Raw genomic sequence first — 24105 nt, forward strand, 5'->3', positions numbered from 1 at the left:
AGCAGACAGTCGGAAAAGTCGTTCGGAGGGAGGCACGAGCGATGCGCCGGCGTGGGCGCTACACTCATATCTGTACTCCGACTGCGATGACGATGGAGACGGCGAGGATCCACAGCTCGATGGCGGTGAAGCGGGGGTATCCAATCTTTTTCATCGTCTTCCTCTCCTTATGACCCGCAGCCCGAACTTCATTGGGCATTCCCGGCCGGCAAGTACCTGGCTCTGGCCGTCGTCGATGAGCAACAAATCAACGGCTTGTACCTCAGCCGACGGTGAAACCTCGGCCCGAGGTCGAGGTCGACGCGCCGTACTTGGCCGGGGTCTGCGCCTGGCTACCGGTGGCAGGCGCGTTCCGCCGCTCGCTGACCGCTCGGTAAAAAAAAGCCGGCGGAAGCCGGCTTCGAAGCAGGTTCCGTTTTTCCCAGGGGTGCGGAGGTAGGAACCTGAGGAGACTCATTGTGTCAACGCGTTGGCCGGGTGATGTCCTACAACAGTTCACAAGCGTCCAAATAAGACCTGCCGATTCGATCCTCGCCTCCTAAATGACAATCGCACCGTCCATGGAACCATGGTATGCGGATGCTCCCAAGACGGCCATTCTACGAACGGTTGCCGCAGTCGTACGCGAGCGTCGGGCTCTTATACTCGTGTATATCATCGAGACGATGAAGCGGGCCGGGCGTCGAACAAACATATTGCAGTACAACAAGACGGAGCGTGCCTGCCCGAGCGGCGGGTACTGCGGGGTAGCAGACGTCGGAACGTCCGCGAGAAGGTGCCGACCAACGTCAGTAGCTGGCCGAACCCGGTCCGACAGCAAACTTCGGTGAGGGGGCTGAGCACCGCCGGTTGCGTTCGGCGGCACCCGATCCACTTCTACCATTTGAGATCGCATCTGAACTGACGAACGCCAGCTGTCGCCCGATGCGGGACCATCGGAGGTCAATCAAACACGGCATTTGAATCGGGCTGCCCTCACATCGAACCCTTCGACGAGGGGGGGCCTCCGGCCATCTCCACATCAACGGCCCCATAGATTGCGAGCGGGACGCAGCAACGGTAAGCGTCGCGCAATTTTATTGATTTGCGCGGTCACATGGACAACAACGACGAATTTGCGATTGCGCTCATTGTGCGTGGGATCGGATTGTTGGCTTGCGCCGACATGCCTCTCGATTAGGGTTAACCCATTCAGAGCTGTGCCGCAAAGTACATACAGTTCTTGCATACGAGCTTGCTTCAGACGCGGGGGCATCGCCGCCCAGGGTCGTCTGGCGGTGGTTCCTCATTTCCACGAACTCAAAGGAGACGACAGATGGAAATCCGCAACCCTTCCCCCGGCCTCTACAACGAAGATCTCGCACCCGCCAGGGTGCGCAACTGGGGTGCCTTTAGCATTTTCAACGTCTGGACCTCGGACGTGCACAGCCTCTGGGGCTACTACCTCGCCGCCAGCCTGTTCTTGCTGTGCGGCAGCTTTACCAACTTTGTGCTGGCGATCGGGCTCGGCTCACTCGTGATCTTCGCGCTGATGAATCTGATCGGCTACGCCGGCGAGAAGACCGGCGTGCCATACCCGGTGCTTGCGCGCGCCTCTTTCGGCGTGTGGGGCGCCAACCTCGCGGCGCTGGTGCGCGCCGTGGTGGCCTGCTTCTGGTACGGCGCGCAGACAGCAGCGGCTTCGAGCGCGATAGTCGCGCTGTTGATCCGCAGCACCAGCCTGATGGAGTTCCACAAGGGCACGCACTTTCTCGGCCACTCGGGGCTGGAAGTGATCTGCTACTTCATCGTCTGGGCGCTGCAGCTGCTCATCATTCAGAAGGGCATGGAAACGGTGCGCAAATTCCAGGACCTGGCCGGTCCGGCGGTGTGGATCGCGATGCTGATCCTGGCGATCGGCCTGTGCGTCAAGGCGGGCGGCTTCTCGTTCGAGCATGGCATTCCGATGGACGCGCTGCTCGAGAAGACCAAGGACGCCGGCGTCAGCGGCGAGCCCGGCTCGTTCTGGGCGCTGATGGCCGTAAGCGCGACCTGGATCACCTACTTCGCGGCGCTGTACCTGAACTTTTGCGACTTCTCGCGCTACGCGAAAAACCGCGATGCAGTCAAGAAAGGAAATCTGTGGGGCCTGCCGGTCAACCTGATTGCGTTCTCGCTGGTCGCCGGCGTCACCACCATCGCCGCCTTCAAGGTGTACGGCGAAGTGCTGCTGCACCCCGAGCAGATCTCAGCCAAGTTCGATAGCTGGATACTGGCACTCATCGCGGCGGTGACTTTCGCAGTCGCCACGCTAGGCATCAACGTGGTGGCCAATTTCGTCTCGGCGGCGTTCGACATCTCCAACACGTTCCCCAGGCAGATCAGCTTCAAGAAGGGCGGTTTCATCGCCGCAGCCATCGCGCTGGCGCTCTACCCGTTTGCGCCGTGGGAAGGCAACGCCGCGCACTTCGTCAACGCCATCGGCGCCACGATGGGCCCGCTGCTGGGAATCATCCTGGTGGACTACTATCTGGTGGCCAAGGGCAACGTCAACGTTGCGGCGCTCTACCAGGAGCACGGCGAGTATCGCTACGAAAGCGGCTGGAACGTCAACGCGCTGGCCGCGGCGGCGGTCGGCAGCGTGTTTTCGACCTTCCTGCCCAACTTCACTAACCTGCTGCCGGCCTGGTGGAATACATATGGCTGGTTCTTCGGCGTAGCGATCGGCGGCGGCATGTACCTGGTCATGGCGACGCTGCGGCCGCGTACCGCGATCGCCACTACCCGCGTTTAAGGCTCTTTCCATCCCGATCAGCCAGGGTCAAGCACTGGCACGGCACCGCCGGGTGCCTCCCGGAAGCGGGCGGTCGGTCACGATAGCCGCGTGCGACTCGCGAATCGCAGATTTGGCCGACGATCCGCCTGATGGCATCGTTCAAGGAATGGCACTTTCGGCCACAACTTGCCGTTCAGCGAGCCGGGAAATCTGCCGTTGGAGCGGCCGCATTACTCCGGAACCTGACGGACGAGCTACCCGCACAATTCGGCCATTGCCGTCATTCGAGAATCGGCTTTGGTCAGGCAGCTGAGCGCCAGGGTACAACGGCCATTCAACACGAGTCGCGACTGTCAAACGGTTTGGTTTGGTGGGTCAGTTCGCTTGGCGCAATCTGTCGGCAACGTACCAGGGCAGCAACTCGTCGACACGTGTGAACTTGCGATCGGCTCCTGATCAGGCTTTCCGACCGATTTGCGCCTACAGTTCGTCGCCATTGTATGCTCCGACGCGGAGCCGCGCTCAACGCCGCAAGAACCACAACAGCACGGACGCCACGACCGAAAGCACGATGCACGTGACGATCGGGAAGTGAAAGTTGAATCCGTCGCGGACGATATGGATGTCGCCGGGCAGTCGGCCGAACGGGATGCGCGCGAGCCAATGCCATCCGAGGCCGGCAAGAATGCACAGTGTGCCAATAACGATCAGGAAACGGTTCATGGGGCGTCGTCACTCACGGTAGCCGACGTGGTCATCATAGCCCCACGCAGGCGGAGTATCCGCGCCGATTGAATTTTGAGCCACTGCGGACCAGTCAGCCTCGTATGTTGGCTGATTCCATCGCGTTCGTTTCCCGTGTCTGGTCCGCAGGCAACGGGTCGATCCGATTGTCGACAAATTGGCCGCCAACATTGAACGTCCCAAACTGGCCAATACGCGCCCAGCCCAGCGAGAGGTCAAGCCAGCTTTGAATAGATGCGCGTATTCCGCAAACTACCATCTGGAGCGCGCCGCTCCTGTCGCAACACCCCTTCCAGTTGCATCCCGGTGCGTTCACAGACCCGAACGCCTGGTGCGTTCAGATCGTCGCAGATTGCCTCTACTCGCTTCTCGCCGAAATTGCAAAACGCATGGTTAGCCAAGGCATCTTCCTCTTTCACGGCCAGCAGCCGGCCGGGCCAGCGCAGGCTGCTGAGTATCGGGTCGCTGGGGGTCGCCCATTATCGCCGCTACATGGTCTACGGGAGTTCGGCTGCAACGACACCCCCTGATAGCCGATTTACCGTCCTCCGCGGCGCCGCAACTGCGCCTTCTTTCGCGCCAGGACCGACTCAGCGTCCGCTGAAAACAAAATAACAACATCACAGTTGACGATAGAATCAACTTTGGGTGTAATGTCGCCACTCGTCGTCGCGGGCGAGCGATTGGGCGGCATTAATCTCAGGATCCCGAAATCAACCGAACCGCTCTGTTGATGTTGGCGCTGCTTGCCAGTCAGGGGTAACTGGCGATAGCTGAGAGGTTCGCGCATAACCAGAGCCACTAATGGGGCGTAGTTCCCCGATGCCGCGTCGGCGTCCCATTTAAATGAAGTGAAGGCAAAGATGAAGAAGATTCTGATCGCCGCTGCAGTTGTTTTCAGCACTGGCGTCTTTGCAGGCGAAGTCCACGTACCGCAGGTCTATCACGAAATCGCGTCGCTATTCGATCCGTGCAATGCGGCGCTAGTAAGGGGCGACGCGGACTCCGTTGCCAAGGTGGTGTACGCCCCCGATCCTGAAGGCATCACTATGCGCCCGCATATCCAAGCAACGCTAAACGCGGTGCCGGTATATCCCACGGTACAGGCGTTCCAGACTTTCGTGTGATAGCCCAATTCCGGTGGCGGCTGTAGTGTAAGGCCGTACCCGACGCAGTCGCGCTTTACGCCACAATGGTCCCCGGTCTGACCCGCGCAGGTGGCTTTGAGCCAAATCGGGGTTCGTCAAAACATCGCGTCGTTTGTGTTCGCGGCAGCGCCGTCGCGCCGGCGCCGACAAGAAAATCTCATGAAACTTGCCCGTCTAACTCTGCTCGTCATTCTCTTTTCGCTTCAAGCTTGCGGGGGCGGCGGGGGCGATGGCAGCAGTGGAAACAGTAACAGCTCCTCAGATACCGGCTTCTACGCGCCGAGCTACAGTGACGCGAGAAGCGACACCCGCTATGAGGCCGACCTCTCCAGCGTCACCCGTCAGGTGATCAGCTACCAGGACGTGGGAAAGGACCTTGTTTCCAACGTCGGGGTCTCCGACTCGATGGTCCAACTCTTCGGCAACTACAAGGTGCGGCTGACCCAGGCGAGCAAGAACAGTTGCCCGAGCGGCCTGGAAGGTTGTGACACGGCCGATTCGGACTCCTTGGGGGTGGGCCACAGCGCTCTTATCACGAATCTCGAATCCCTGAAGAGCGATATCAAAGATCAGAGCGAACGGGGCACGTGCGTAGCGTTCTCCCTGAACGCCGCAACGGAATTGCTGCTCTCGAGGCAGCAAAACAGTACGAAACTGTCGGAACAGAACACGTACTTCCAGGGAAAGCGACTGACCAACACCTGGAACAACGCCGGACTCGACCCGTACGACACCATCGCTGCATTCGTCGACAACAAGACCAAGTTCGTTCCGGAGAAATCCTGGCCATACAATGGCGATGACAAGTATTGCACCAACTACAACCGCAACTATCCCAATGCCACCTGCTCGCCTACCGAGGCGCAGGGTGGCGGCAGCGATACCCGGCAGCAGGATTCTACCGCAGCGAGCTCCTCAGGATTTCGGACGACCACGGCGCACAAGCTCTATGCGTCCATTGGCCGGATCAAGCAAGCGCTGTATCGCGGCTACCCTGTGGTCATGGCCATCAACGCGAACCTCGACTTTCAGGTTGCGACGTACAAGGGCGGCGTCGTGTCGTGGGTCATCAAGGCGGACAGCTGCGGGACCAGCCTGTGCGGTCACGAAATTCTAGTCGTCGGCTACCAGGACAGCGATCAGGTCGCGGGCGGCGGATATTTCATCATTAAGAACTCCTGGTCATCGGGCTGGGGCGACGGCGGGCTGGCCTACGTCACTTACGAATGGCTGCAACACAGCTTGCTGGACGCACAAGCGCTGGTTCGGATCGACAGCGCCGATTAGTAGAGCAAAACGGTATTGTCAACTTACACTATTGGGGGCACGAAGAACGTGCCAGAAACCGAATCTAACCATGGAGTGAACGATATGGCTTTGAAGGCAGTATTGGTAGCAGTGGCACTTGCAGCATGTATCGATGCGCACGCACAGGTCGCCGGCACACAGACTCTGAGCGTCACTATTCAGCAGTCGCAGGCGCTTTTGCAGGGATGGAGCGTCAAGAAGAGCGTGCTGGGCAAATCGGTCTACAACGACCAGAACGAAAAAATCGGCGCGGTCAAAGATCTGATCGTGGCCCCGGACGGCTCCGTGTCGGCGGCCATCGTCGCTACAGGCGGCTTCCTCGGCGTCGCCACGCATGACGTAGCGGTGCCCATCGCCGCACTCGACGTGCGCGGCGGCAATCTATATCTGCCGGGCGCCACGAAGGACGCCCTGAAGGCAACGCCTGAGTTCCAGTACGCGAAGGTGCAATCGCCGCCTAAGCCGAAGAAGGTTCAGGCAGAGTGACCTGTTTTCAACAGTCCTAAGCTGAGGTCGTTGCGGCTGGCAAGGTCAGTCGCAACGACCTATCGCCGGACTCGAGCTTCGCGCTCAACCGCTTGCCCCTTCAGTCCCCCTTGCGCTGCGCACTCAACACCTTGCCCCCGCGCTGCTCGGATGGGGGTATTGCAGAGTAGCCTCATCCGAACAAATCCCCTTCAGACCGCCTTCCCATTTTTCCATTTCCAAGCCACTTCTGTAGTCAATATTGGCGACTGCTGATTAGCACGGCCGCACGTCTGGACGGGCCACCGCCTTTCATGGATCACCCAACACCATGCAAAAAACTCTCGGACTTGCCGTTGCCATCCTGCTCGCCGTCGCCGCTATTGCGCTGTGGACCCTGCTCGCCCGGTTCGAACCATCCATCAAGTCCGCCATCGAGACGGAAGGCGCCCTTGCGACCCAGACGCAGGTGCTCGTGGGTAGCGTCGAATTCTCGCCCTTCACCGGCGTAGGCGCGCTTGATGGACTTACCGTGGGCAACCCCACTGGTTTCTCTTCGCCCTACGCCGTAGTGGTGGACCGTATCGCCTTGCAGGTGGAAAGCGGCTCACTTCTCGGCGGCGGCCCTGTCATTGTTGATTCCGCCACAGTCATCGCGCCGCAGATTACTTACAAGGCGCAAAGTCCCACGGCCACCAGCAACCTGGAGACCATCAAGAATAACGCCCAAGCCTATTCCACCACCCCGGCCGCCATCCGGGCCGGCAGCAACGCGCGCAAGGTCATCATCCGCAAGCTCACCGTCATGGGCGGCACACTCTCACTTGACATTCACCTGCCCGGAGGCGCGCTTACGGTACCGCTACCTCCGCTGCATCTCGTCAATATCGGCGCGACCACAAACGGCGCCACGCCGCCCGAGATCATCCGTGCCGTGTGCGAGGCGCTCGCGGACGAGGCGAAAAAGGCGGTCACCGAGGCCATCGCCCAAAAGCTGAAATCCGTTATCGATATGCTGAAGCCGCCCGTAGGTGGGTTGCCAAAGCTGCCGTCCCCTCCGTCCCTGCCGTCCCCTCCGTCCCCTCCGTCCCTGCCGTCCCCTCCGTCCCCTCCGTCCCTGCCGTCCCGTCCGTCCCTGCCGTCCCTGCCGCGCCCTCCGTCCCCTCCGTCCCTGTCGTCCCCGCCATCCCTGCCATCGCTGCCCCCCCCACCCGGCCCACCTTTGCCGCCCCCGCCCGGCTTTTAGGGCCTGACCGGGCCACTGCAATCCAGTCCCGATCAGAACCGTAGAGCGTAATAAACTTGTCAGTGCGCCGGGAGACCGGCAAGGAGTAAAGAGTGGAAGTCTCTAACAACGAAGGTCTAGCTCCTCGATTAGTGGCACTCGCCCCTTTGCTCTGGCTATACTGGCGCCACAAAAAGTACAGACAAGAGGTAAGAAGCCGTATGAAAAACCTGTCCGCGTAGGTGAAATGATGAAAACGAAGCTGAGGGCCGCGAGCGCAGCGGTATTGATCGCAGGCGTGCTCACGGGTTGCGCCGATGTGCGATAAGAACACGCCGGAGGCAGCGACCTACGGCACGTACCCTGACGACCACAAAGCCCTGATCGATTCCAATCGGCAGACAATGCTAAATGAACCTTCGAGCGCCGTGGTGCAATATCTGAATGAACCATCGTCGGGATGGACGCGAGCCGCACTTGGAGCGCCTGCTGTGTTCGGTTATCGCGTTGGACTTACCCCTGCGTGACCGGACACGCGGTCACGCTTAGGTTGGAGAATTTGTTCGCCGGCGAAACTCGCGTGGCGACCGGTATTTCAGGGCGCTGTGCGGATGGGACTCGTTGTAGTGGTCGAACGCAATGGCCAAGTTCTGCAGCGCAGTTCTCGCGTCAGGCTTGGGCATCCACGAAACGTAATTGCGCTTCATCGTTTTGACGAAGCTCTCGGCCATCCCATTGCTCGGGGCCGCCACATCCAGGTGCTCGATCTGCCCGGCGCGCAACCCCGCTGCTTGGGGGCGCTCTCCTGGTCATTGCTGGAGTCTTCCAGCTGACACCTTTAAAGCATGCGTGCCTTAGCAAGTGTGCTTCCCCCCTCGGTTTTCTTCTGACCGAATGGCGCGACGGCAGCCTCGGTGCCTGGATCATGGGGTTCTCCGGCATGGGGCCTATTGCGTCGGCTGTTGCGGGGCGCTCATGGCGTTGCTCTTCGTGTTTGGCGTCATGAACGTGCTTTGGGTTGCCGCTCTGTCGATCTACGTGATGCTCGAAAAAATGCTGCCGCAAGCGCGATGGCTTCCTTTTGCGCAGGGGTTGCTGCTGGTTGGCTGCGGTGTCGCAGTTGCAACAACGGGGTGAGGTCGCGACACGAACAGCCGAGTGACTACCCCATCCGAAGATGTCCGCTACGCATCAGAACCCGCCGCCGAAGCGACCGCGCTTCGAATGGCCGCTGACACAGGAACTCGTTTGGTGCGCCGGCTCGTTGCTCGAATGCTCGACTTGTTGTCACTTACGATCGGCCGATACCTCCCTTTGAGTATCGATGACCCTCCATGAAGACCTGCGGTCCAGCGGGTTCAATCGTGCGACTCCTGAAGCGCGGCTACCTCGTTTCCGTCATCGGCTTTCGCGCTGCGAATACGCGCTACTCCGGTTTGCGCGGGAGCACGTGCGCCTCTCGAGATACCGTCGCTTCCTCTCCGACCAGGCCGCGCGGCCTGAAGATGAGTGTCAGCATGAGCACGAGCCCGATCAGCATGACCTGCGCGGCCCCGCCCTTGACCTGCAGGTGGACCGGCAGTGCGGCCTGAGCCGCGCTGCCGCTCAGTGTCCAGACGGCCCACATCAGTACGGCGCCCAGGATTGCCCCTTTGTTATTGCCGCTACCGCCGACGATCAGCATGGTCCATATCTGGAACGTGAAGACGGGCAAGAAGTCTTCCGGACTGATGAAGCCAATGAAGCTGGCGTAAAGAGCACCGCCCAAACCCATGAGGGCGGAGCCAATCACGAAAGACTGTAGTCGAAAGAGGAAGGGATTCTTGCCGAGCGACGAAGCGGCGGTGTCGTCTTCCCGGATGGCCTTGAGAACCCGGCCCCAGGGGGAGCGCACCATGGCTTCGAGAGCCCGGTAGATGATCAGGACCAGTACGGCCATGAACCCGAGCATTAGCAGGTTGACACCCAACACGGACTGGAACAATCCGGGCAGCAGTCTTGGAATACTGCTGGCTCCCCGGCTCCCGCCCGTCAAGGAGGAAGCGTTCAACGAAATCAGTTGCAGGATGGAGCCGATGCCGATCGTCACGATCGCCAGATAGTCTTCACGCAGCCGCAGGGTGGGAATCCCGACGATGAAGCCGACCACGGCAGCGGCGCACAGGGCGCCGGCCAGACCGACGACATACGGCAGGCCGAAGCCGCCGAGATGTGTGTCGTAGGGCGGTCCGCACAAGATGGCGAAAGCATACGCTCCCATCAGAAAGAATCCGGATATGCCGATGTTGAAGAGTCCGGTGTAACCCCATTGCAGATTCAGTCCCAGGCAGACCACGGCAAAAATCGATGCCTGGATGAGGAAGAAAACCAGATAGGAGATCATCCCGCTCATGAACGCTCTCCCAGAATCCCCTTGGGATAGACGAGGAGGATCAGAAACATCAGGAAGAACCCGACCGCCGGCTCGTATGCCGACCCGAGGATCGGCACCGACATGGATTCGGCAAGGCCGATTATCAGCCCCCCCAGCACCGCGCCGTAAATGCTGCCCACGCCGCCGAGGATGGCGGCGGCAAACATCGGCAGGATGAGATTGAAGCCCATCTCCGGGGAGATTTGCACGGTCAGGCCGTACAGCACGCCGGCGATCGCCGCCAGGCTGCCACCTACCACCCAGGTCCAGCGAATGATGCCCTGCACGTCGATGCCGGTGACGCTCGCCAATGCGGGGTTATCCGACACGGCGCGCATGGCCTTGCCCAGCCGGGTGCGCGTCAGGAAGAGATGTAGCGCGATCATCAGGGCGAGCGTCAGCGCAACGACGAAGACCTCGTCGGCGGTCAGTCGCACGCCGGGAAGAATTTCCCTGGCGATGGCGATGCTGCGCGAGTAGTACTCGGGCTGGGGGCCCCAGATGAAGACCACAAGGTTGCGTAACATCAGCGATGCACCAAACGATGCAATCACCAGCGTGACCGCCACTTCGCTTTTTCGTAGCAGCCGGTAGAGCAGCCAGTCGAGTACTAGCGCCACTCCGGAGGTCAAGATGCCGGCGACCACGATCGCCAGCAGGAAGGGTCCGCCGAAGGTTACCGGACCCAGCGCGGTTCCGGTCCCAAAGAGCGCAGTCAGCAACAGCGCGAAGTAGGCGCCGAAGGTGAGGAATTCGCCGTGGGCGAAGTTGGCGAAACGCAGAATGTTGTAGGTCAGCGTGAGGCCAATGGCTCCCAAGGCCAGAGTCGATCCAAGAATGACCCCGTCGGCGACGTATTGCGCGATCATGACAGACCTCGCCGAACGCCCAGATACAGCTGACCCACTTCGGGGTTCGCGAGCAGTTCACTGGCGGGGCCCGTCATCTGATCTCGACCCTCGGCCAGCACGTAACCCCGGTCGGAGATCGCCAGGGCGGCCTTGGCGTTTTGCTCGACCACCAGAATGGTAACCCCCAGGTCGCGCACCTCCCGCACCTTGCCGAATACGACGCCCACCAGTTTCGGCGACAGTCCCGCCGAGGGTTCGTCCAGCATCAGCACCTTGGGATTTGCCATCAACGCACGCGCGACCGCCACCATCTGCCGTTCGCCGCCTGAGAGCATGCCGGCAGCTTGCCTGCGTCTTTCCCGAAGCCGCGGAAACAGCTCGAACATCTGTTCGATGCCGCGCCGGATGTCGGCTCGGTTGCCTTGAATGTATGCGCCCATTTCGAGGTTTTCCTCGATGCTGAGCCGGCTGAAGATGTTGTTGGTTTGCGGCACGTAGGCCAGGCCCCGCTCCACCATATGGTGCGCGGCCACGCCCCCGATGTCATCCCCGAACAGTTGCACTGTGCCCGAGCGCACCGCCACCAAGCCGGCAATCGCCTTGATCAGCGTGGACTTGCCCGCGCCGTTGGGACCGAGCACCGTGACGATTTCACCGCGTCCGACCATGAGCTCCACGCCGCGCAGAATGTCCACGCCTGGCACATAGCCGGCCACCAGCTCATGCGCGTAGAGCGCCGGGGCGTTCATTCCGGAACCCCGCCGAGGTAGGCATCGAGGACGCCCGGGTCGCTTCGCACCGTCGTCGGCGACCCTTCCAGGATCAGCTTGCCTTGTGCCATCACGAGGATCGGATCACACAACGTCATGATCAGGTCCATGTTGTGCTCGATGATAAGGAACGTAATGCCCCGGGCATTGAGTTCATGCAGCTTGTCCATGATGGTAACGAGCAAAGTCGGATTGACCCCGGCCCCAGGTTCATCGAGCAGGACGAGCTTGGGGTCCGCCATCAGCACGCGGGCCAGTTCGAGAAGCTTCTGCTGGCCGCCGGAGAGATTTTTGGCGTATTCGCCCGCTAGCGGTGAGAGGCCGACGAAGACCAATACTTCCTGAGCGCGGTCGCGGCAGGCACGTTCTTCGGCGCGCACCTGCGGGCGGCTGAACCAGTTGTTCCAGAAGCGCTCGCCGGCCTGGCGGGGCGGCACGAGCATACAATTCTCGAGCACGGTCATTTCGGCAAACGGGCGGGGAATCTGAAACGTCCGTACCAGTCCTTCGTGGAAGATCCTGTGGGGCGCCAGGCCGTCGATGCGCCGGCCGAGGAACGAAATGTCGCCCGACGTCGGCCGATGCACGCCGGCAATGGTGTTGAAAAGCGTGGTCTTGCCAGCGCCGTTCGGCCCGATCAAGCCGGTGATGGTGTTAGCGCGCAAGGTGAAGGACACGCCGTCGACCGCACGCAATCCTCCAAACTCCTTGACGAGCTGTTTGACTTCCAGCATTCGCGCAGTGTCCTTCCCGAAACGCCGCCGCCCAGCCGCGAATGCCTCCAGGGGTACGGTGCGTTACCGCCTTGAGGAATCGCGGTTTGATCGGCGTCAAGCCTTGCAGCAGGCTCTTTTGTTCAAAGCCTGGTGCCGCTACTGGATCTTGCTGCGTAGCTCCTTGATCTGATTCACCGTGACCATGCCCGTCGGCTTGACTTTTCCGCCGCTGTCCACGGACCAGACCACCATGGGGGCGTTGATGTCTCCGTACCGGTCAAACTGCAGCGGCCCCGATGCGCCCACATACTGGATCACCTCGTGTTGCGCGAGCATCTTTTCCGCCTTCTTGAGCTCGGCCGCACCGGCATAGACTTTCTTGCCGTGAGGATCGGTCACCTTGGGGATGGCGTCGCGGATGGCCATGCCGTCGGCACGCTTCGCGTAGTCGATGGCGAGGCCGATGATGACCGTCGCGTCATAAGCGTTGGGGATATAGGCTTGCGTAGGTAATTCGCCGAACTTGGTCTGGAACTCCTGCTTGAAGGTCGCAAGCGAAGGTGTCGTCTCCGAGCCGGCCGCCGTGCCGTGTACATGCTTCATGTACTGCGTGCCCACGTCATTGACGAAATCCTGGGATTCCAGCCCGTCGGGCAGAAGGAAGTTCTGCGGACCTCCGGCTGAAATCCATTCGCGCGCGATGGTCGTGCCGTCGCCCGGATAGCCGATCAGGAACAGCGCATCAGGTGCTGGATCCATTGCCTTGCTGACTTCCGCGCGATAGGAGGCCTGGCTCGGGTTGTAGACGACGTTTTGCGTGACCGCGCCCCCGAGCTTCGTGAACGCGTTGGCGAACTCGGAGCTGAGCCCCTGCCCGTAGGCATTGTTCAGATAAAGCACAGCAACCTTCTTTATCCCGGCATCGAGTGCAACCTTAGCTATCGCTACGCCTTGCAGCGCATCCGAGGGTGCCGTCCGGAACCAGTAGCCGTCTGTCTTGCCGTCCTTCGCGAGCTGGGTGAAGGTCGGCGAGGTGGAGGCGGGAGAAATCAGCACGACCTTGCCCGGCACAGCCACGGCGGTCAGGATGGCTCCGCTGACACCGCTCGAAAGCGCGCCGACGATGGCCGGCACATGCTGCACGTCGACCAGCTTCTTGGCTGCATCCACTCCAACGGAGGGTGCGGTCTGGTCATCCAGCAGAGCCAGATCCACAGTGCAGCCGTTGGCACCGCCGGCCGCGTTGAGATCCGACACAGCCAGCTGCACGCCTTTGGCAATCTGCTGGCCGAGCACGCCCAGCGATCCGGTCAACGCCATCACACTGCCGATTGTGGTGGTGCAGGCTGCATGAGCCTGGCCGCAGGTCAAGATGCAAACGCACGCAGCACTGACAAACAAAAGTTGCTTTGACACGGCGAATTCCTCCGTTCTTTAACCTTCGGTTACCGAGAAAGTCAGCCATCGCATAGTTAACTGCCAAGGATGAAACCGGACGAGGCGCATTGACGTATGGTTGTACGGCGCGATGCGCGCCCGACGCAGTTGTGGAATTGCTTATCTCATGCGCGACGGTGGGCCCCGATCAAGGGAAATGGATTGCGCACAGTTTGTCCGCCTGCTTCGTCTGGTTTGTCATGGACGTGCGTACGTGGCTTGGGATCGTGAACAGGTCGGGAAGCCGCGACCTTACGTTCCCTTTGTATTTGAGTTGTCCATCACGAATAAATTCCCGATCGTTGGGATTTGACCATTTTTTCTGCCCGTCCACCGAAAGCAGAAAATATTCCCCCAAACCCCCACCAGACTTGGCTTTCAGGGGGAAAGCTTCAGCATATAATCGCCGGCAGATTACCCTCTGCGTCAGGCTCTTTTTTGTGGTGCTGCTTCGAACGGCTTTGTCACGTTGGCGCTGCGGTCAGTTAAGAAGAAGTGGTGAAGAAAACGAAATCGCTGTATCACGGTCACCGGTTCCCGGCGTCAGTCATCAGCCACGCGGTACACTGGTATTTCAGGTTCCAGCTCAGCCTGCGCTGTCCCGAGGTGCCGAAGAAGATCGTCACTGACCAGTTGCCCAGTTACCCCGCAGCAAAGACCGAAATCCCGGAGCTGGCGAACGTGAAGCATGTGTTCGTCAAGGCGGCCGCCCGCGTCAACAACGGTGCAGAGAACAGCCATCAGCCCACGCGTGAACGCGAGCGACGTATGCGTGGTTTCCGCCTGCCCGGGCGCACGCAGGCGTTCCTGTCGTGCTTCGGTCCGATCCGACAACACTTCGCGCTCAAGCGTCATCTGCTGCGCGCTTCGCTTTATCGAAAGCAGCTCGCGACCCGGTTTGAAGCCTGGCGTCTTTTCACCGGTCTCACCCAGAATCCGTCTGCTGTTTTCTGAGCGACTGTTTCGCCTGAACACGATTCGTCCGGTGATCGGCAACGTGACAAAGCCCAAAGTTCGAAGTAGGTAGAAACGCGAACTAACCGGCCGCTGCAGACGTCCTCTATGCTGTAAAAGAGGAGAATCGCCCATGCAGTTAAGCCATCTCCACTATTTCCCTCTTCCGCTTCCATTCTTTTCGATGCTGGTGGGGATATTTCTCCTCCTCGTGGGCCTTCTTCGGATCGGGGGCGTTGCACTACGTATCCATGCGCCTCGGTATAAGCTTAGGCGCCGCCCTGCTTCTGCTCCTCGGAATGCTGGCAGGCAGCTATTTCAACATCCCGCTAGCCGAGTTGCCGGCGCAGGAAGTACGGTCCGGGCAAGAGATCGTTTTCTTCGGGATGCACTACGTAGTGCCAGTGGTCGTCGAATGGCCCGGGACGGTCATAGCGGTAAATGTCGGCGGAGCGCTCATTCCGGGTTTGATGTCGCTCTATTTGCTTTTCAGACATCACCTGTGGCTCCGGGGTCCCGTCGCGATTGCCCTCGTCGCTGCAGTGTGCCACCCGTTGGCCCATCCCATCCCTGGACTCGGTATCGCATTGCCAGTCTTCGTTCCCGTGATGACTGCTGCCGTGGTCGCGCTTCTGCTCTCGCCCAACCTCGCTGCTCCGCTCGCCTATATCAGCGGAAGCCTGGGCACACTCATTGGTGCGGATCTGCTCAATCTGGGACGCATTCAGGGTCTTGCTGCGCCAATAGCCTCGATCGGCGGAGCGGGGACGTTCGACGGAATATTTCTGACCGGTATCCTTGCGGTGCTTTTCGCCAGCCTTACGCGGCCGCTGCGTCGCGTGGGACATGGCTCCGAAGGCAAGAAAGCTCCGTGATGGCGCCGCCCAGTTGCGAGACAGCAAGTCCAGAGCCGATTTTTTTTCGAAAGGCCTGACCGCACGGGCGGATATCCGATCCCTCGACGTCCTGAGTATGGGCGAAGCCAGCGACGCGAGCGAGGCTTGTCTTCGATATCTTGACGTGCTGGGAGGGCCGGTAGCCAGTATAAGGTGGTCTGCACAGGTAGCGCCGACCGCTAGGGCGTAAAGTGGCCCCGAATGCGCGTCCTGTCGCGCTGCAGAGGTGCCCCTCAAAAACAACGCAAACGGCAGTTGTTGATACGGAGGCGACGGTGGACAAGCAGACGCACTTCAATATCGGTTACACAATTGCCGCAGTCATCGCCATTCTGCTGTTCCAGAGTTGGTGGGTCGCCCGACAGCAAGTCGAGACGATCCCTTTTAGCCAGTTCGAGCAGCTTCTGAAGGACGGAAAAATAGAAGCCGTCAACGTGCGTGGCAATCTCCTTGACGGCAAGCTGTCAAAACCGCTGGCCGATGGGCGCCAGTTATATTCGACCGTGCTGGTCCGGCCTGACGTCTACGCCCTGCTGGACAAGTACAACGTGAAGGTGACCGGTGTGGTGGATAACCACCTGGTTAGTGATATTTTGTCGTGGGTGCTGCCTGCGGTATTTTTTGTCGGCATATGGATGTTCGCGGCCCGGCGTCTTGCCGAACAAGGCGGTATGAGCGGGCTCATGACAATCGGCAAGAGTAAAGCCAGGATCTTTGTCGAAAAGGACACCAAGGTTACGTTCGAGGATGTAGCGGGAGTCGACGAAGCAAAAGACGAATTGATCGAGATCGTCAATTTCCTGAAGAGGCCGCAGCATCATGGCCGTCTCGGTGCCCGCATCCCGAAAGGTGTGCTGCTGGTCGGCCCGCCGGGAACAGGAAAAACATTGCTCGCCCGCGCAGTTGCTGGTGAAGCGGGCGTCCCATTTTTTTCGATCAGCGGATCGGAATTTGTTGAAATGTTTGTAGGAGTTGGAGCAGCACGCGTCCGCGATTTGTTCGAGCAAGCCCGCAAAGTCGCGCCATGCATCATCTTCATCGACGAACTCGACGCACTGGGGCGAGCGCGCGGCATCGGATCCTTGGGAGGGCACGACGAGAAGGAGCAGACACTCAATCAACTCTTGATGGAGTTGGATGGCTTCGACCCTCAAACAGGCATCGTGCTGCTGGCCGCGACAAACCGGCCGGAAGTTCTCGACCCTGCCCTTCTACGCGCGGGACGGTTTGATCGCCAGGTTCTTGTAGATCGACCAGACAAGGCCGGGCGTATTGCTATTCTCAAGATATACCTGAAGGGAATACGAGCAGGAAAGGATATCGAACCTGAGCAGATCGCGGCGCTCACGCCAGGATTCTCCGGTGCCGATTTGGCAAATCTGGTGAATGAAGCGGCTCTCCAGGCGACAAAGCGTGATGCTCAATCCGTTGACATCACGGATTTCACCGTTGCGATCGAGCGGATCGTCGCAGGGTTGGAGCGGAAGAGCCGCTTACTTATTCCAAAGGAGCGGGAGATCGTCGCGTTCCATGAGATGGGGCACGCTCTGGTGGCGTTGGTCACGCCCGGCGCAGATCCGGTTCAGAAGATATCAATCGTGCCGCACGGCATCGGCGCTCTGGGCTATACAATGCAACGCCCGACCGACGATCGCTTCCTGATGAGCCGTACCGAGCTCAGGGGGAAGATGGCCGTGCTTCTTGGCGGCCGCTCAGCCGAGGCGCTTGTCTTCGATGAGATATCCTCCGGAGCGGCGGATGATCTGGCAAAAGCGACGCATATCGCCCGGACGATGGTCACGCGCTTCGGCATGTCCGAAGATTTGGGACAAATGGCCTATGAATCGCAACCCAACGCCTTCCTTGGCGATCCGGCTTCGGTCACCCGCGAGTATAGCGAGGAGACCGCACGGGAAATCGACTGCGCCGTGCGCGCCCTGGTGCGGGATGCAGCGAACGCCGCAATGGAAATCCTGAGAACGCACCGAAAGCAGTTAGACGAAGGGGCAAAACTTCTTCTCGAAAAGGAGACTTTGCTGCCGGACGAGTTACCTCGCATTGGTTAGTATCATCCACATCTGCGCCGATCTTGTTTACCGCTGATATTGCCTACGCCGCAGACTTGGCGACGGCTTTGATAATCATATAGCCGGCCTCGCGCCGTTCCGGTAGGACGGCTATATGATTATCAAAGCCTCCATCGGGCTCGAAAAGACTGGTTATGGTTTCGTCCGGTCGTGATCACCAAACCTGCTCGGGTCAACATTCCCCACGCTTCCCGATACTGGTTATAGACCCTACAGCGATCTACCAGTATTCCGACTTATCGGCGATTGCGGCGGGTTATTCGGCGGCAGCCCACGTCCGGATCCGATGGAGCGGAAGTCGTTTGCCATCGCGCCGCTCGCGATTGGCGAACGGCGGGCTAGAGCGAACTCCGCTTGATGGCGACGGGCGGCATGCTGGAATGAAAAATGCTCGCGGTTTCAGCAATTTGAAAGTCTCATTATCGGTAATGCTGCGGTGTCCACCATCCTTGTTGTCGATGACGATCCCAACATCCTGACCGCCCTCCGGTTCCTGCTTGAGCCGGAGGGTTATCATGTTTTGACCGCACAGAACGGGGAGGCGGCACTAACCGCGGCTGGTATCGAATCACCGGCGCTGGTGGTGACGGACTGGAAAATGCCCCGGCTCGATGGTGTGGAACTGTGCTGGCGCCTGCGGCGCAGTCGCGCAACAGCGGGAATTCTATTGGTTATGGCCGCCGGCATGCTTGCGCCGCCCTCGGCAGGGCGACCGTGGGACGTGTTTCTTCTGAAGCCGGTGCAGGCAGTCTGCCTGCTCAACGCCATCCGCGGGCTCCTGTTGCAGGTCTCGTCTGACACGAACGGAAGCCGATAGGTCACACACCGCTTTTGCATATGCGCGTACAGATCAGGCGGTCGCGTCGTTGTCGGAATAGAAATAGGCGTCGAGCGTCCAGGGCAGCGCGATCTGCCGTCTCACCAACCGGACGAGCGCTCCGGACGAAATGTCGCCGAACGTGAAGGTGATCTCCTCGAAGCCGTGACGGTTGTCAATACCGATCTGGACGTGCTCAACATCAGCGGCGTATTGCCCGAGCGCTTTCCATGCAGCTACGACCTGCAGCGTACCCCGGATTGCGCGCACGGTCAGCCGGTAACGGGGACCGTCGACAGGACTGTTGCGTGAGGAGACGATGCGGATGGCGAAATCATTCGGCAGCACGAGGATCTGCGCACAGTCCGGCGACGCCGGCGGCGTCGAGCGGGAGCGGGAGCGGGAGCGGATCATGTTGCACTGGTGGTTCCCGCGTGGCCCGCAAGACGCTCCTTCATCCAGTTGATGAGGCTCCCGCTCAGTACATACTGGACCTGCCGGGGCGACATCGCGTGGTGAACTTCGAAGGTGCCGCCCCGCGTTGTGTTCTTGACGGTCAGTCCGTGGCTCCTGGTCAGCGCATCGTGGACGCCATCAAGCCGCAGCACGTCGCCGACCGCAATGCCGTCATAGTCGGCGGGATCGTCAAATGCCAGCGCGAGCACGCCAAAATTAACGAGATTCTGCGCGTGGATGCGTGCGAAACTTTTCGCCAGTACAACGCGCAGTCCGAGAAAGCGTGGCGCCAGCGCCGCGTGTTCGCGACTCGAACCCTGTCCGTAGTTGGATCCGCCAATAACAAGATGATCACCGGTTTCCTTCGCACGCCGCGCATAGGCAGGGTCAATTCGCTCGAACGCAAAATTCGCAATTTCCGGGATGTTGCTGCGAAGCGGCAGCACCCGCGCGCCGGCCGGCATGATTTCATCTGTGGAGACGTTATCTCCCGCCTTCAGCATCACCGGCATTTCGATCATGTCGGGCAGCGATTCGAACGCCGGCAGTGGGGCGATATTCGGGCCTTTGAGCAGCGTCACCCGCAACGCTTTTTCAGCGGAAAGCGGAGGGTCGAACATCTCGCGATGGACGATCGGATGATCGGGATCGGCAACGCGCGGATACGGCATGCCGAGCGTGCGCGGATCCGTGATCTCACCCGTGAGGGCCGACGCAGTGGCGGTTTCGGGGCTGACGAGACACACCCTGTCTTCGGGTGTGCCCGAGCGGCCGGGGAAATTGCGCGGCACGGTGCGCAGCGACAACCCGTTGGTTGCGGGTGCCTGACCCATGCCGATGCAGCCGTTGCAGCCGGCCTGATGCAGGCGCGCGCCGGCATGAAGCAGGTTCACGATATGGCCGTCGCTCACGAGCATTTCGAGCTGTGCCCGCGAGGTGGGATTCACGTCGAACGACACACGGTCATGGACGGCGCGTCCACGCACCATGGTTGCCGCTATCGCGAAGTCGCGGTAACCGGGATTGGCGGATGAACCGATGTAAGCCTGATGGATCGGCTCGCCCGCGACCTCGCGCACGGGAACCACGTTGTCCGGGCTCGACGGCATGGCGATCAGCGGCTCGAGGCGCCCGAGATCGATTTCGTCACGAACATCATAGGTCGCACCAGGGTCAGCTATCAGTTCGGTCCAGTCGGCTTCCCGTCCCCACGCACGCAGGAAACGCCGGACCTCCTGATCGGAGGGGAAAACGGTGGTGGTCGCACCGAGTTCGGCACCCATGTTTGCAATGACATGCCGGTCCATGGCGCTGAGTCCATCAAGCCCTGGACCGTAGTATTCGATGATCCTGCCGACGCCGCCATCGACCCCATGACGGCGCAGCATCTCGAGGATCACATCCTTCGCACTTACCCAGTCGGGCAACCGGCCCGTCAGTTTCACGCCCCAGATCTCGGGCATGCGCGTGAAGAACGGCTCACCTGCGATCGCCAGCGCGACCTCGAGTCCGCCCGCACCGATGGCCAGCATGCCGATTGCGCCAGCGGCGGGCGTGTGACTATCAGAGCCGAGCAGCGTCCTGCCCGGTTTGCCGAAGTTCTCCTGATGACACGGATGGCTGACCCCGTTGCCGGGCCGTGAGTACCACAGTCCGAAGCGTTGCGCGGCGCTCTTCAGAAAGAGGTGATCGTCGGCATTGCGGTAGTCCTCCTGGATCAGGTTATGGTCCACATACTGCACGCTGACTTCGGTCCTCGCCCGGTCCAGTCCCATGGCTTCGAGCTCCAGCATCACGAGCGTGCCGGTCGCGTCCTGCGTCAGCGTCTGGTCAATCGAGATGCCGATCTCCGCGCCAGGCGTCATGTCGCCCTCGATCAGGTGAGACCGGATCAGCTTGCGTGCAAGGTTCATGCGCATGGCCCCATCCTCCGAAGCCGGTTCACGGCAGGACCGTACCGGCGATGGTTGACTCCGGTTCGCCAGAGAGCGGAGATGTCTGCGCTCATGTGCGTGGCAGCAGCCGTGACCGCTGGATCGATCCTGGCCACAGCCGATAATCCACGCGACGAGTTCACCCACTGTCGCGTAAGTATAAGTGTAGGGCGAGCACGAAGGAAATCACCACCGGTACGACCGGCTTCTTGTGAGCACTATCGCACTACCGGTTCATGACGCGCCGTCGAGACGCACTGCATTTGTAACGGCAGGCGAACCACCTGGAAAAGGCATTCATGTCGATGGCGATGGCACCGCAGACGTCGGGTGCGGTTGCGATAGATGCACCGTGTTGGTTGCCTTCCGGAAACTGCCAAGGTCCATTAGCGCGCATAATGCGACGAGATCGTTCAGATCGAAATGCTCATCGGACAGCGCGGGCGTGATTGGTGCTTATTTCCAATCGATCGATACCCTGGTTGGATATTCTGGTTGCAATTGACATGGTCGATGTCCTTGTAATCGGCGGCGGCAATGCCGGCCTCTGCGCGGCGCTGATGGCGCGCGAAGCGGGCGCTTCGGTGCTGCTCGTCGAAACGTCGCCGCGCGAATGGCGCGGCGGCAATTCACAGCACACGCGCAATCTGCGCTGCATGCACGATACCCCTCAGGACGTGCTCGTCGGCGAGTATCCCGAAGAGGAGTTCTGGCAGGACCTGTTGAAGGTCACGGGCGGGCAGACGAACGAAGCGCTCGCCCGCCTCGTGATCCGGGCCTCGTCGAGCTGCCGTCCGTGGATGCACCGTCACGGCGTGCGTTTCCAGCCGTCGCTGTCGGGTGCGCTCCATACGGCGCGCACCAATGCGTTTTTCATGGGCGGCGGTAAGGCGCTCGTCAACGCGTACTACCGCAGCGCCGGGCAGCTCGGCGTACAGATACGCTACGATGCGCCCGTCGACCGGCTCGAGCTCGACGGCCCGCGCTTCGTCGCGGCTTATGTGGCCGACGAACGCATCGCGGCGCGCAGCTGCGTGCTTGCAGCCGGCGGCTTCGAATCGAACCGCGAGTGGCTGCGCGCCGCGTGGGGACAGAACGAGCGCGGCGAGTACCCGGCCGACAACTTCCTGATCCGCGGCTCGCGCTTCAACAACGGCACGCTGCTGCGCTTCATGCTCGACGCCGGCGCGGACCGCATCGGCGACCCGATGCAGGCTCACATGGTTGCGATCGACGCGCGAGCGCCGCTCTACGATGGGGGAATCTGCACGCGCATCGATTGCGTATCGCTCGGCATCGTCGTCAACCGGGAGGCCGTGCGCTTTTACGACGAAGGCGAGGACTTCTGGCCAAAGCGCTATGCGATCTGGGGCCGGCTCGTCGCGCAGCAACCGGGCCAGATTGCCTATTCGATAATCGATGCAAAAGCCGTCGGCCGTTTCATGCCGCCCGTGTTTCCCGGCGCGCGGGCGAACAGCCAGCGGGAACTCGCCCGCGCGCTCGACCTTGACGATGCGCGCTTCATGCAGACGCTCGACACCTACAACGCGGCGTGCCGGCCCGGCACGTTCGACCACACGCAGCTCGACGACTGCCACACCGAAAGCCTCACGCCGGCCAAGACACACTGGGCGCGTCCGATCGACACCGCGCCCTTCTTCGGCTATGCGCTGCGGCCGGGCGTCACCTTCACCTATCTCGGCCTGAAGACCGATCAGACAGCCGCCGTCCACTTCGGCGGCGTCCCCAGCCCGAACCTGTTCGTGGCCGGCGAAATGATGGCGGGCAACGTGCTCGGCCAAGGTTACACGGCGGGCGTCGGCATGAGCATCGGAACGGCCTTCGGCCGCATCGCGGGGAGCAACGCGGCCGCCGCAGCACGCCAGGAACACGCAGATGCAGCCGCTTGAGATCCTGATCCGCGATGCCCGGGCCGCGGCGGATGGTTCGTCGTTCGTCCCACCCGCCGCCACCGCGGAGAACGAAGTCGCGCGCATCCTGCAGATCTGCAATGCATGCCGCTATTGCGAAGGCTTTTGCGCGGTATTTCCAGCAATGACACGGCGTCTGGAGTTCGGCAACGCCGACGTGCATTACCTCGCGAACCTGTGCCACAACTGCGGCGCCTGCCTGCACGCGTGCCAGTACGCGCCGCCGCATGAGTTCGCGGTGAACGTGCCTCAGGCGATGGCTCGCGTGCGCCTGCGCACGTACCGCCTTTACGCGTGGCCAAGCGCTTTCGGCAGACTTTACGAGCGCAACGGGCTCGTGGTCTCGCTGGCACTCGCCGCCGGCTTCGCGCTGTTCCTGATTCTCGCGCTCGCGCTGCGCGGCACCCTATGGCGCGCCGCGCCCGGAGGCAGCTTCTACGATGTATTCCCGCACCGGCTGATGGTCGGCGTGTTCGCGCCGGTGTTCCTGTTCGCGGTCGTTGCGCTTGGCGTCGGCGTGCGGCGCTTCTGGCGCGAGATGGGGCCCGGCGTGGCGAGTGCCGCGGAAACGGCCGAGGCCGGCGCGGCGGTGGCCACGCTCAAGTATCTCGGTGGCGGCCACGGCGACGGCTGCAACAACGACGACGACCGCTTCTCGCTCGCCCGCCGACACTTCCATCAGACCACCTTCTACGGCTTTCTGCTGTGCTTCCTGTCAACGAGCGTCGCCACGCTCTATCACTACCTGCTCGGTCTCGAAGCGCCGTATGCGTACATGAGCCTGCCGGCGCTGCTGGGCATCGCGGGCGGCATCGGCATCACGGCCGGCACGCTCGGCCTCGGATGGCTGAATCTGCGCCGACACCCGCTGCAGGGCGATGCGCAACAAAAACCGATGGATCTCGGCTTCATTGCGATGCTGCTGTTCATCGCCGTGAGCGGACTCGCGCTCGCCGCGTGGCGCGCGAGCGCGGCGATGCCTACGCTGCTCGCGCTTCATCTGGGCGCAGTGATCGCCTTGTTCCTGACGATGCCTTACGGAAAATTCGCGCATGGGCCGCTGCGCGCGGCAGCATTGCTCAAGTGGGCGATCGAGCGCCGCCAGCCGAATTGCCTGAGCCTTGCCGACGATTAACGCAGTAGACTGCAGACAGAGAATAGCTTTAATTAATAAAAGCACGCAGAAACGCGGATGATT

Annotated in this window: 21 protein-coding genes and 2 pseudogenes; 12 read left to right on the top strand and 11 right to left on the bottom strand. The window is 61.0% G+C overall.

Translation table 11 applies throughout. The features are described 5' to 3' along the window. Positions 1 to 1021 precede the first annotated feature (1021 nt). On the bottom strand, positions 1022 to 1228 hold the full coding sequence (locus tag OKW38_RS27400) for a hypothetical protein (RefSeq protein ID WP_143037202.1): 207 nt from the start codon (positions 1226 to 1228) through the stop codon (positions 1022 to 1024). A gap of 87 nt (positions 1229 to 1315) precedes the next feature. On the opposite strand from OKW38_RS27400, the gene OKW38_RS27405 reads away from it, so the two are divergent. Further along, on the top strand, positions 1316 to 2773 hold the full coding sequence (locus tag OKW38_RS27405) for an NCS1 family nucleobase:cation symporter-1 (protein WP_429364070.1): 1458 nt from the start codon (positions 1316 to 1318) through the stop codon (positions 2771 to 2773). Between the two features lie 504 nt (positions 2774 to 3277). On the opposite strand, the gene OKW38_RS27410 is transcribed toward OKW38_RS27405, so the two are convergent. Both OKW38_RS27410 and OKW38_RS27415 read right to left on the bottom strand, forming a co-directional pair. Further along, positions 3278 to 3478, bottom strand: coding sequence for a DUF2905 domain-containing protein (locus OKW38_RS27410; protein ID WP_090806773.1), 201 nt, complete (start codon positions 3476 to 3478; stop codon positions 3278 to 3280). Between the two features lie 236 nt (positions 3479 to 3714). Then, positions 3715 to 3918, bottom strand: coding sequence for a GNAT family N-acetyltransferase (locus OKW38_RS27415; RefSeq protein WP_143037203.1), 204 nt, complete (start codon positions 3916 to 3918; stop codon positions 3715 to 3717). A 444-nt stretch (positions 3919 to 4362) separates the two neighbouring features. Here OKW38_RS27415 and OKW38_RS27420 point away from each other — a divergent pair, with 444 nt between their 5' ends. The 4 genes from OKW38_RS27420 to OKW38_RS27435 all read left to right on the top strand — a co-directional run bounded on the left by OKW38_RS27420 (position 4363) and on the right by OKW38_RS27435 (position 7666). After that, positions 4363 to 4626 (top strand): hypothetical protein, encoded by a 264-nt coding sequence (locus OKW38_RS27420; RefSeq protein WP_090806775.1) that lies wholly within the window; start codon positions 4363 to 4365, stop codon positions 4624 to 4626. Positions 4627 to 4806: 180 nt separating this feature from the next. Beyond that, positions 4807 to 5934: a C1 family peptidase gene (locus tag OKW38_RS27425; protein ID WP_429364072.1), complete on the top strand. Its 1128-nt coding sequence runs from the start codon at positions 4807 to 4809 to the stop codon at positions 5932 to 5934. 84 nt (positions 5935 to 6018) lie between these two features. Continuing rightward, positions 6019 to 6441, top strand: a complete 423-nt coding sequence (locus OKW38_RS27430; RefSeq protein ID WP_090806779.1) for a PRC-barrel domain-containing protein — start codon at positions 6019 to 6021, stop codon at positions 6439 to 6441. 310 nt (positions 6442 to 6751) lie between these two features. After that, positions 6752 to 7666, top strand: coding sequence for a hypothetical protein (locus OKW38_RS27435; RefSeq protein WP_429364074.1), 915 nt, complete (start codon positions 6752 to 6754; stop codon positions 7664 to 7666). A 524-nt stretch (positions 7667 to 8190) separates the two neighbouring features. Here OKW38_RS27435 and OKW38_RS27440 read toward each other — a convergent pair. Further along, a pseudogene (locus tag OKW38_RS27440) lies at positions 8191 to 8385 on the bottom strand (integrase core domain-containing protein); the annotation flags it as partial. Between the two features lie 89 nt (positions 8386 to 8474). Here OKW38_RS27440 and OKW38_RS27445 point away from each other — a divergent pair. Next, positions 8475 to 8782 (top strand): annotated as a pseudogene (locus tag OKW38_RS27445) (DUF2182 domain-containing protein). Between the two features lie 289 nt (positions 8783 to 9071). Here OKW38_RS27445 and OKW38_RS27450 read toward each other — a convergent pair. The 5 genes from OKW38_RS27450 to OKW38_RS27470 all read right to left on the bottom strand — a co-directional run bounded on the left by OKW38_RS27450 (position 9072) and on the right by OKW38_RS27470 (position 13811). Then, positions 9072 to 10037 (bottom strand): branched-chain amino acid ABC transporter permease, encoded by a 966-nt coding sequence (locus OKW38_RS27450; protein ID WP_090806783.1) that lies wholly within the window; start codon positions 10035 to 10037, stop codon positions 9072 to 9074. Further along, positions 10034 to 10927, bottom strand: coding sequence for a branched-chain amino acid ABC transporter permease (locus tag OKW38_RS27455; protein WP_090806785.1), 894 nt, complete (start codon positions 10925 to 10927; stop codon positions 10034 to 10036). Before OKW38_RS27455 ends, OKW38_RS27450 begins: the two co-directional genes overlap by 4 nt. After that, positions 10924 to 11658, bottom strand: a complete 735-nt coding sequence (locus tag OKW38_RS27460) for an ABC transporter ATP-binding protein (protein WP_090806787.1) — start codon at positions 11656 to 11658, stop codon at positions 10924 to 10926. The genes OKW38_RS27455 and OKW38_RS27460 overlap by 4 nt, the downstream gene beginning before the upstream one ends. Next, positions 11655 to 12413 carry an ABC transporter ATP-binding protein gene (locus OKW38_RS27465; protein ID WP_429364076.1) on the bottom strand — a complete coding sequence of 253 codons (759 nt, stop codon included), beginning with the start codon at positions 12411 to 12413 and terminating at the stop codon, positions 11655 to 11657. The genes OKW38_RS27460 and OKW38_RS27465 overlap by 4 nt, the downstream gene beginning before the upstream one ends. A 138-nt stretch (positions 12414 to 12551) precedes the next feature. Continuing rightward, the gene (locus OKW38_RS27470) at positions 12552 to 13811 is read right to left on the bottom strand and encodes an ABC transporter substrate-binding protein (RefSeq protein ID WP_143037205.1); all 1260 of its coding nucleotides are present in this window, start codon (positions 13809 to 13811) and stop codon (positions 12552 to 12554) included. A gap of 519 nt (positions 13812 to 14330) precedes the next feature. Here OKW38_RS27470 and OKW38_RS27475 point away from each other — a divergent pair. From OKW38_RS27475 to OKW38_RS27490, 4 genes are all read left to right on the top strand, one after another. Then, positions 14331 to 14786, top strand: coding sequence for a DDE-type integrase/transposase/recombinase (locus OKW38_RS27475; protein ID WP_090810181.1), 456 nt, complete (start codon positions 14331 to 14333; stop codon positions 14784 to 14786). A 236-nt stretch (positions 14787 to 15022) separates the two neighbouring features. Beyond that, positions 15023 to 15661, top strand: coding sequence for a DUF1614 domain-containing protein (locus OKW38_RS27480; RefSeq protein WP_429364078.1), 639 nt, complete (start codon positions 15023 to 15025; stop codon positions 15659 to 15661). Between the two features lie 296 nt (positions 15662 to 15957). Continuing rightward, the gene (ftsH, locus tag OKW38_RS27485) at positions 15958 to 17748 is read left to right on the top strand and encodes an ATP-dependent zinc metalloprotease FtsH (protein WP_429364080.1); all 1791 of its coding nucleotides are present in this window, start codon (positions 15958 to 15960) and stop codon (positions 17746 to 17748) included. Between the two features lie 457 nt (positions 17749 to 18205). Beyond that, positions 18206 to 18586: a response regulator transcription factor gene (locus tag OKW38_RS27490; protein WP_429364082.1), complete on the top strand. Its 381-nt coding sequence runs from the start codon at positions 18206 to 18208 to the stop codon at positions 18584 to 18586. Positions 18587 to 18619: 33 nt separating this feature from the next. Here the strand turns inward: OKW38_RS27490 and OKW38_RS27495 are convergent, their stop codons facing one another. Further along, the gene (locus OKW38_RS27495) at positions 18620 to 19000 is read right to left on the bottom strand and encodes a hypothetical protein (RefSeq protein WP_429364084.1); all 381 of its coding nucleotides are present in this window, start codon (positions 18998 to 19000) and stop codon (positions 18620 to 18622) included. Then, positions 18997 to 21123, bottom strand: a complete 2127-nt coding sequence (locus tag OKW38_RS27500) for an aconitate hydratase (RefSeq protein ID WP_429333599.1) — start codon at positions 21121 to 21123, stop codon at positions 18997 to 18999. The genes OKW38_RS27495 and OKW38_RS27500 overlap by 4 nt, the downstream gene beginning before the upstream one ends. A gap of 359 nt (positions 21124 to 21482) precedes the next feature. On the opposite strand from OKW38_RS27500, the gene tcuA reads away from it, so the two are divergent. After that, on the top strand, positions 21483 to 22886 hold the full coding sequence (tcuA, locus tag OKW38_RS27505) for an FAD-dependent tricarballylate dehydrogenase TcuA (protein WP_429364086.1): 1404 nt from the start codon (positions 21483 to 21485) through the stop codon (positions 22884 to 22886). Next, complete coding sequence (gene tcuB / locus OKW38_RS27510; protein WP_429364088.1) at positions 22873 to 24042, top strand: tricarballylate utilization 4Fe-4S protein TcuB; 1170 nt, start codon at positions 22873 to 22875, stop codon at positions 24040 to 24042. The genes tcuA and tcuB overlap by 14 nt, the downstream gene beginning before the upstream one ends. The last annotated feature ends 63 nt before the right edge of the window (positions 24043 to 24105 follow it).

Source organism: Paraburkholderia sp. MM5496-R1, assembly GCF_050436205.1.
GTDB lineage: Bacteria > Pseudomonadota > Gammaproteobacteria > Burkholderiales > Burkholderiaceae > Paraburkholderia > Paraburkholderia tuberum.

What these genes read in the sequence shown, in the direction of transcription:
- OKW38_RS27400 (WP_143037202.1), bottom strand. Translation starts at nt 1,228, where the DNA reads ATGCAAGAACTGTATGTACTTTGCGGCACAGCTCTGAATGGGTTAACC.
- OKW38_RS27405 (WP_429364070.1), top strand. Translation starts at nt 1,316, where the DNA reads ATGGAAATCCGCAACCCTTCCCCCGGCCTCTACAACGAAGATCTCGCA.
- OKW38_RS27410 (WP_090806773.1), bottom strand. Translation starts at nt 3,478, where the DNA reads ATGAACCGTTTCCTGATCGTTATTGGCACACTGTGCATTCTTGCCGGC.
- OKW38_RS27420 (WP_090806775.1), top strand. Translation starts at nt 4,363, where the DNA reads ATGAAGAAGATTCTGATCGCCGCTGCAGTTGTTTTCAGCACTGGCGTC.
- OKW38_RS27425 (WP_429364072.1), top strand. Translation starts at nt 4,807, where the DNA reads ATGAAACTTGCCCGTCTAACTCTGCTCGTCATTCTCTTTTCGCTTCAA.
- OKW38_RS27430 (WP_090806779.1), top strand. Translation starts at nt 6,019, where the DNA reads ATGGCTTTGAAGGCAGTATTGGTAGCAGTGGCACTTGCAGCATGTATC.
- OKW38_RS27435 (WP_429364074.1), top strand. Translation starts at nt 6,752, where the DNA reads ATGCAAAAAACTCTCGGACTTGCCGTTGCCATCCTGCTCGCCGTCGCC.
- OKW38_RS27450 (WP_090806783.1), bottom strand. Translation starts at nt 10,037, where the DNA reads ATGAGCGGGATGATCTCCTATCTGGTTTTCTTCCTCATCCAGGCATCG.
- OKW38_RS27455 (WP_090806785.1), bottom strand. Translation starts at nt 10,927, where the DNA reads ATGATCGCGCAATACGTCGCCGACGGGGTCATTCTTGGATCGACTCTG.
- OKW38_RS27460 (WP_090806787.1), bottom strand. Translation starts at nt 11,658, where the DNA reads ATGAACGCCCCGGCGCTCTACGCGCATGAGCTGGTGGCCGGCTATGTG.
- OKW38_RS27465 (WP_429364076.1), bottom strand. Translation starts at nt 12,413, where the DNA reads ATGCTGGAAGTCAAACAGCTCGTCAAGGAGTTTGGAGGATTGCGTGCG.
- OKW38_RS27495 (WP_429364084.1), bottom strand. Translation starts at nt 19,000, where the DNA reads ATGATCCGCTCCCGCTCCCGCTCCCGCTCGACGCCGCCGGCGTCGCCG.
- tcuA (WP_429364086.1), top strand. Translation starts at nt 21,483, where the DNA reads ATGGTCGATGTCCTTGTAATCGGCGGCGGCAATGCCGGCCTCTGCGCG.
- tcuB (WP_429364088.1), top strand. Translation starts at nt 22,873, where the DNA reads ATGCAGCCGCTTGAGATCCTGATCCGCGATGCCCGGGCCGCGGCGGAT.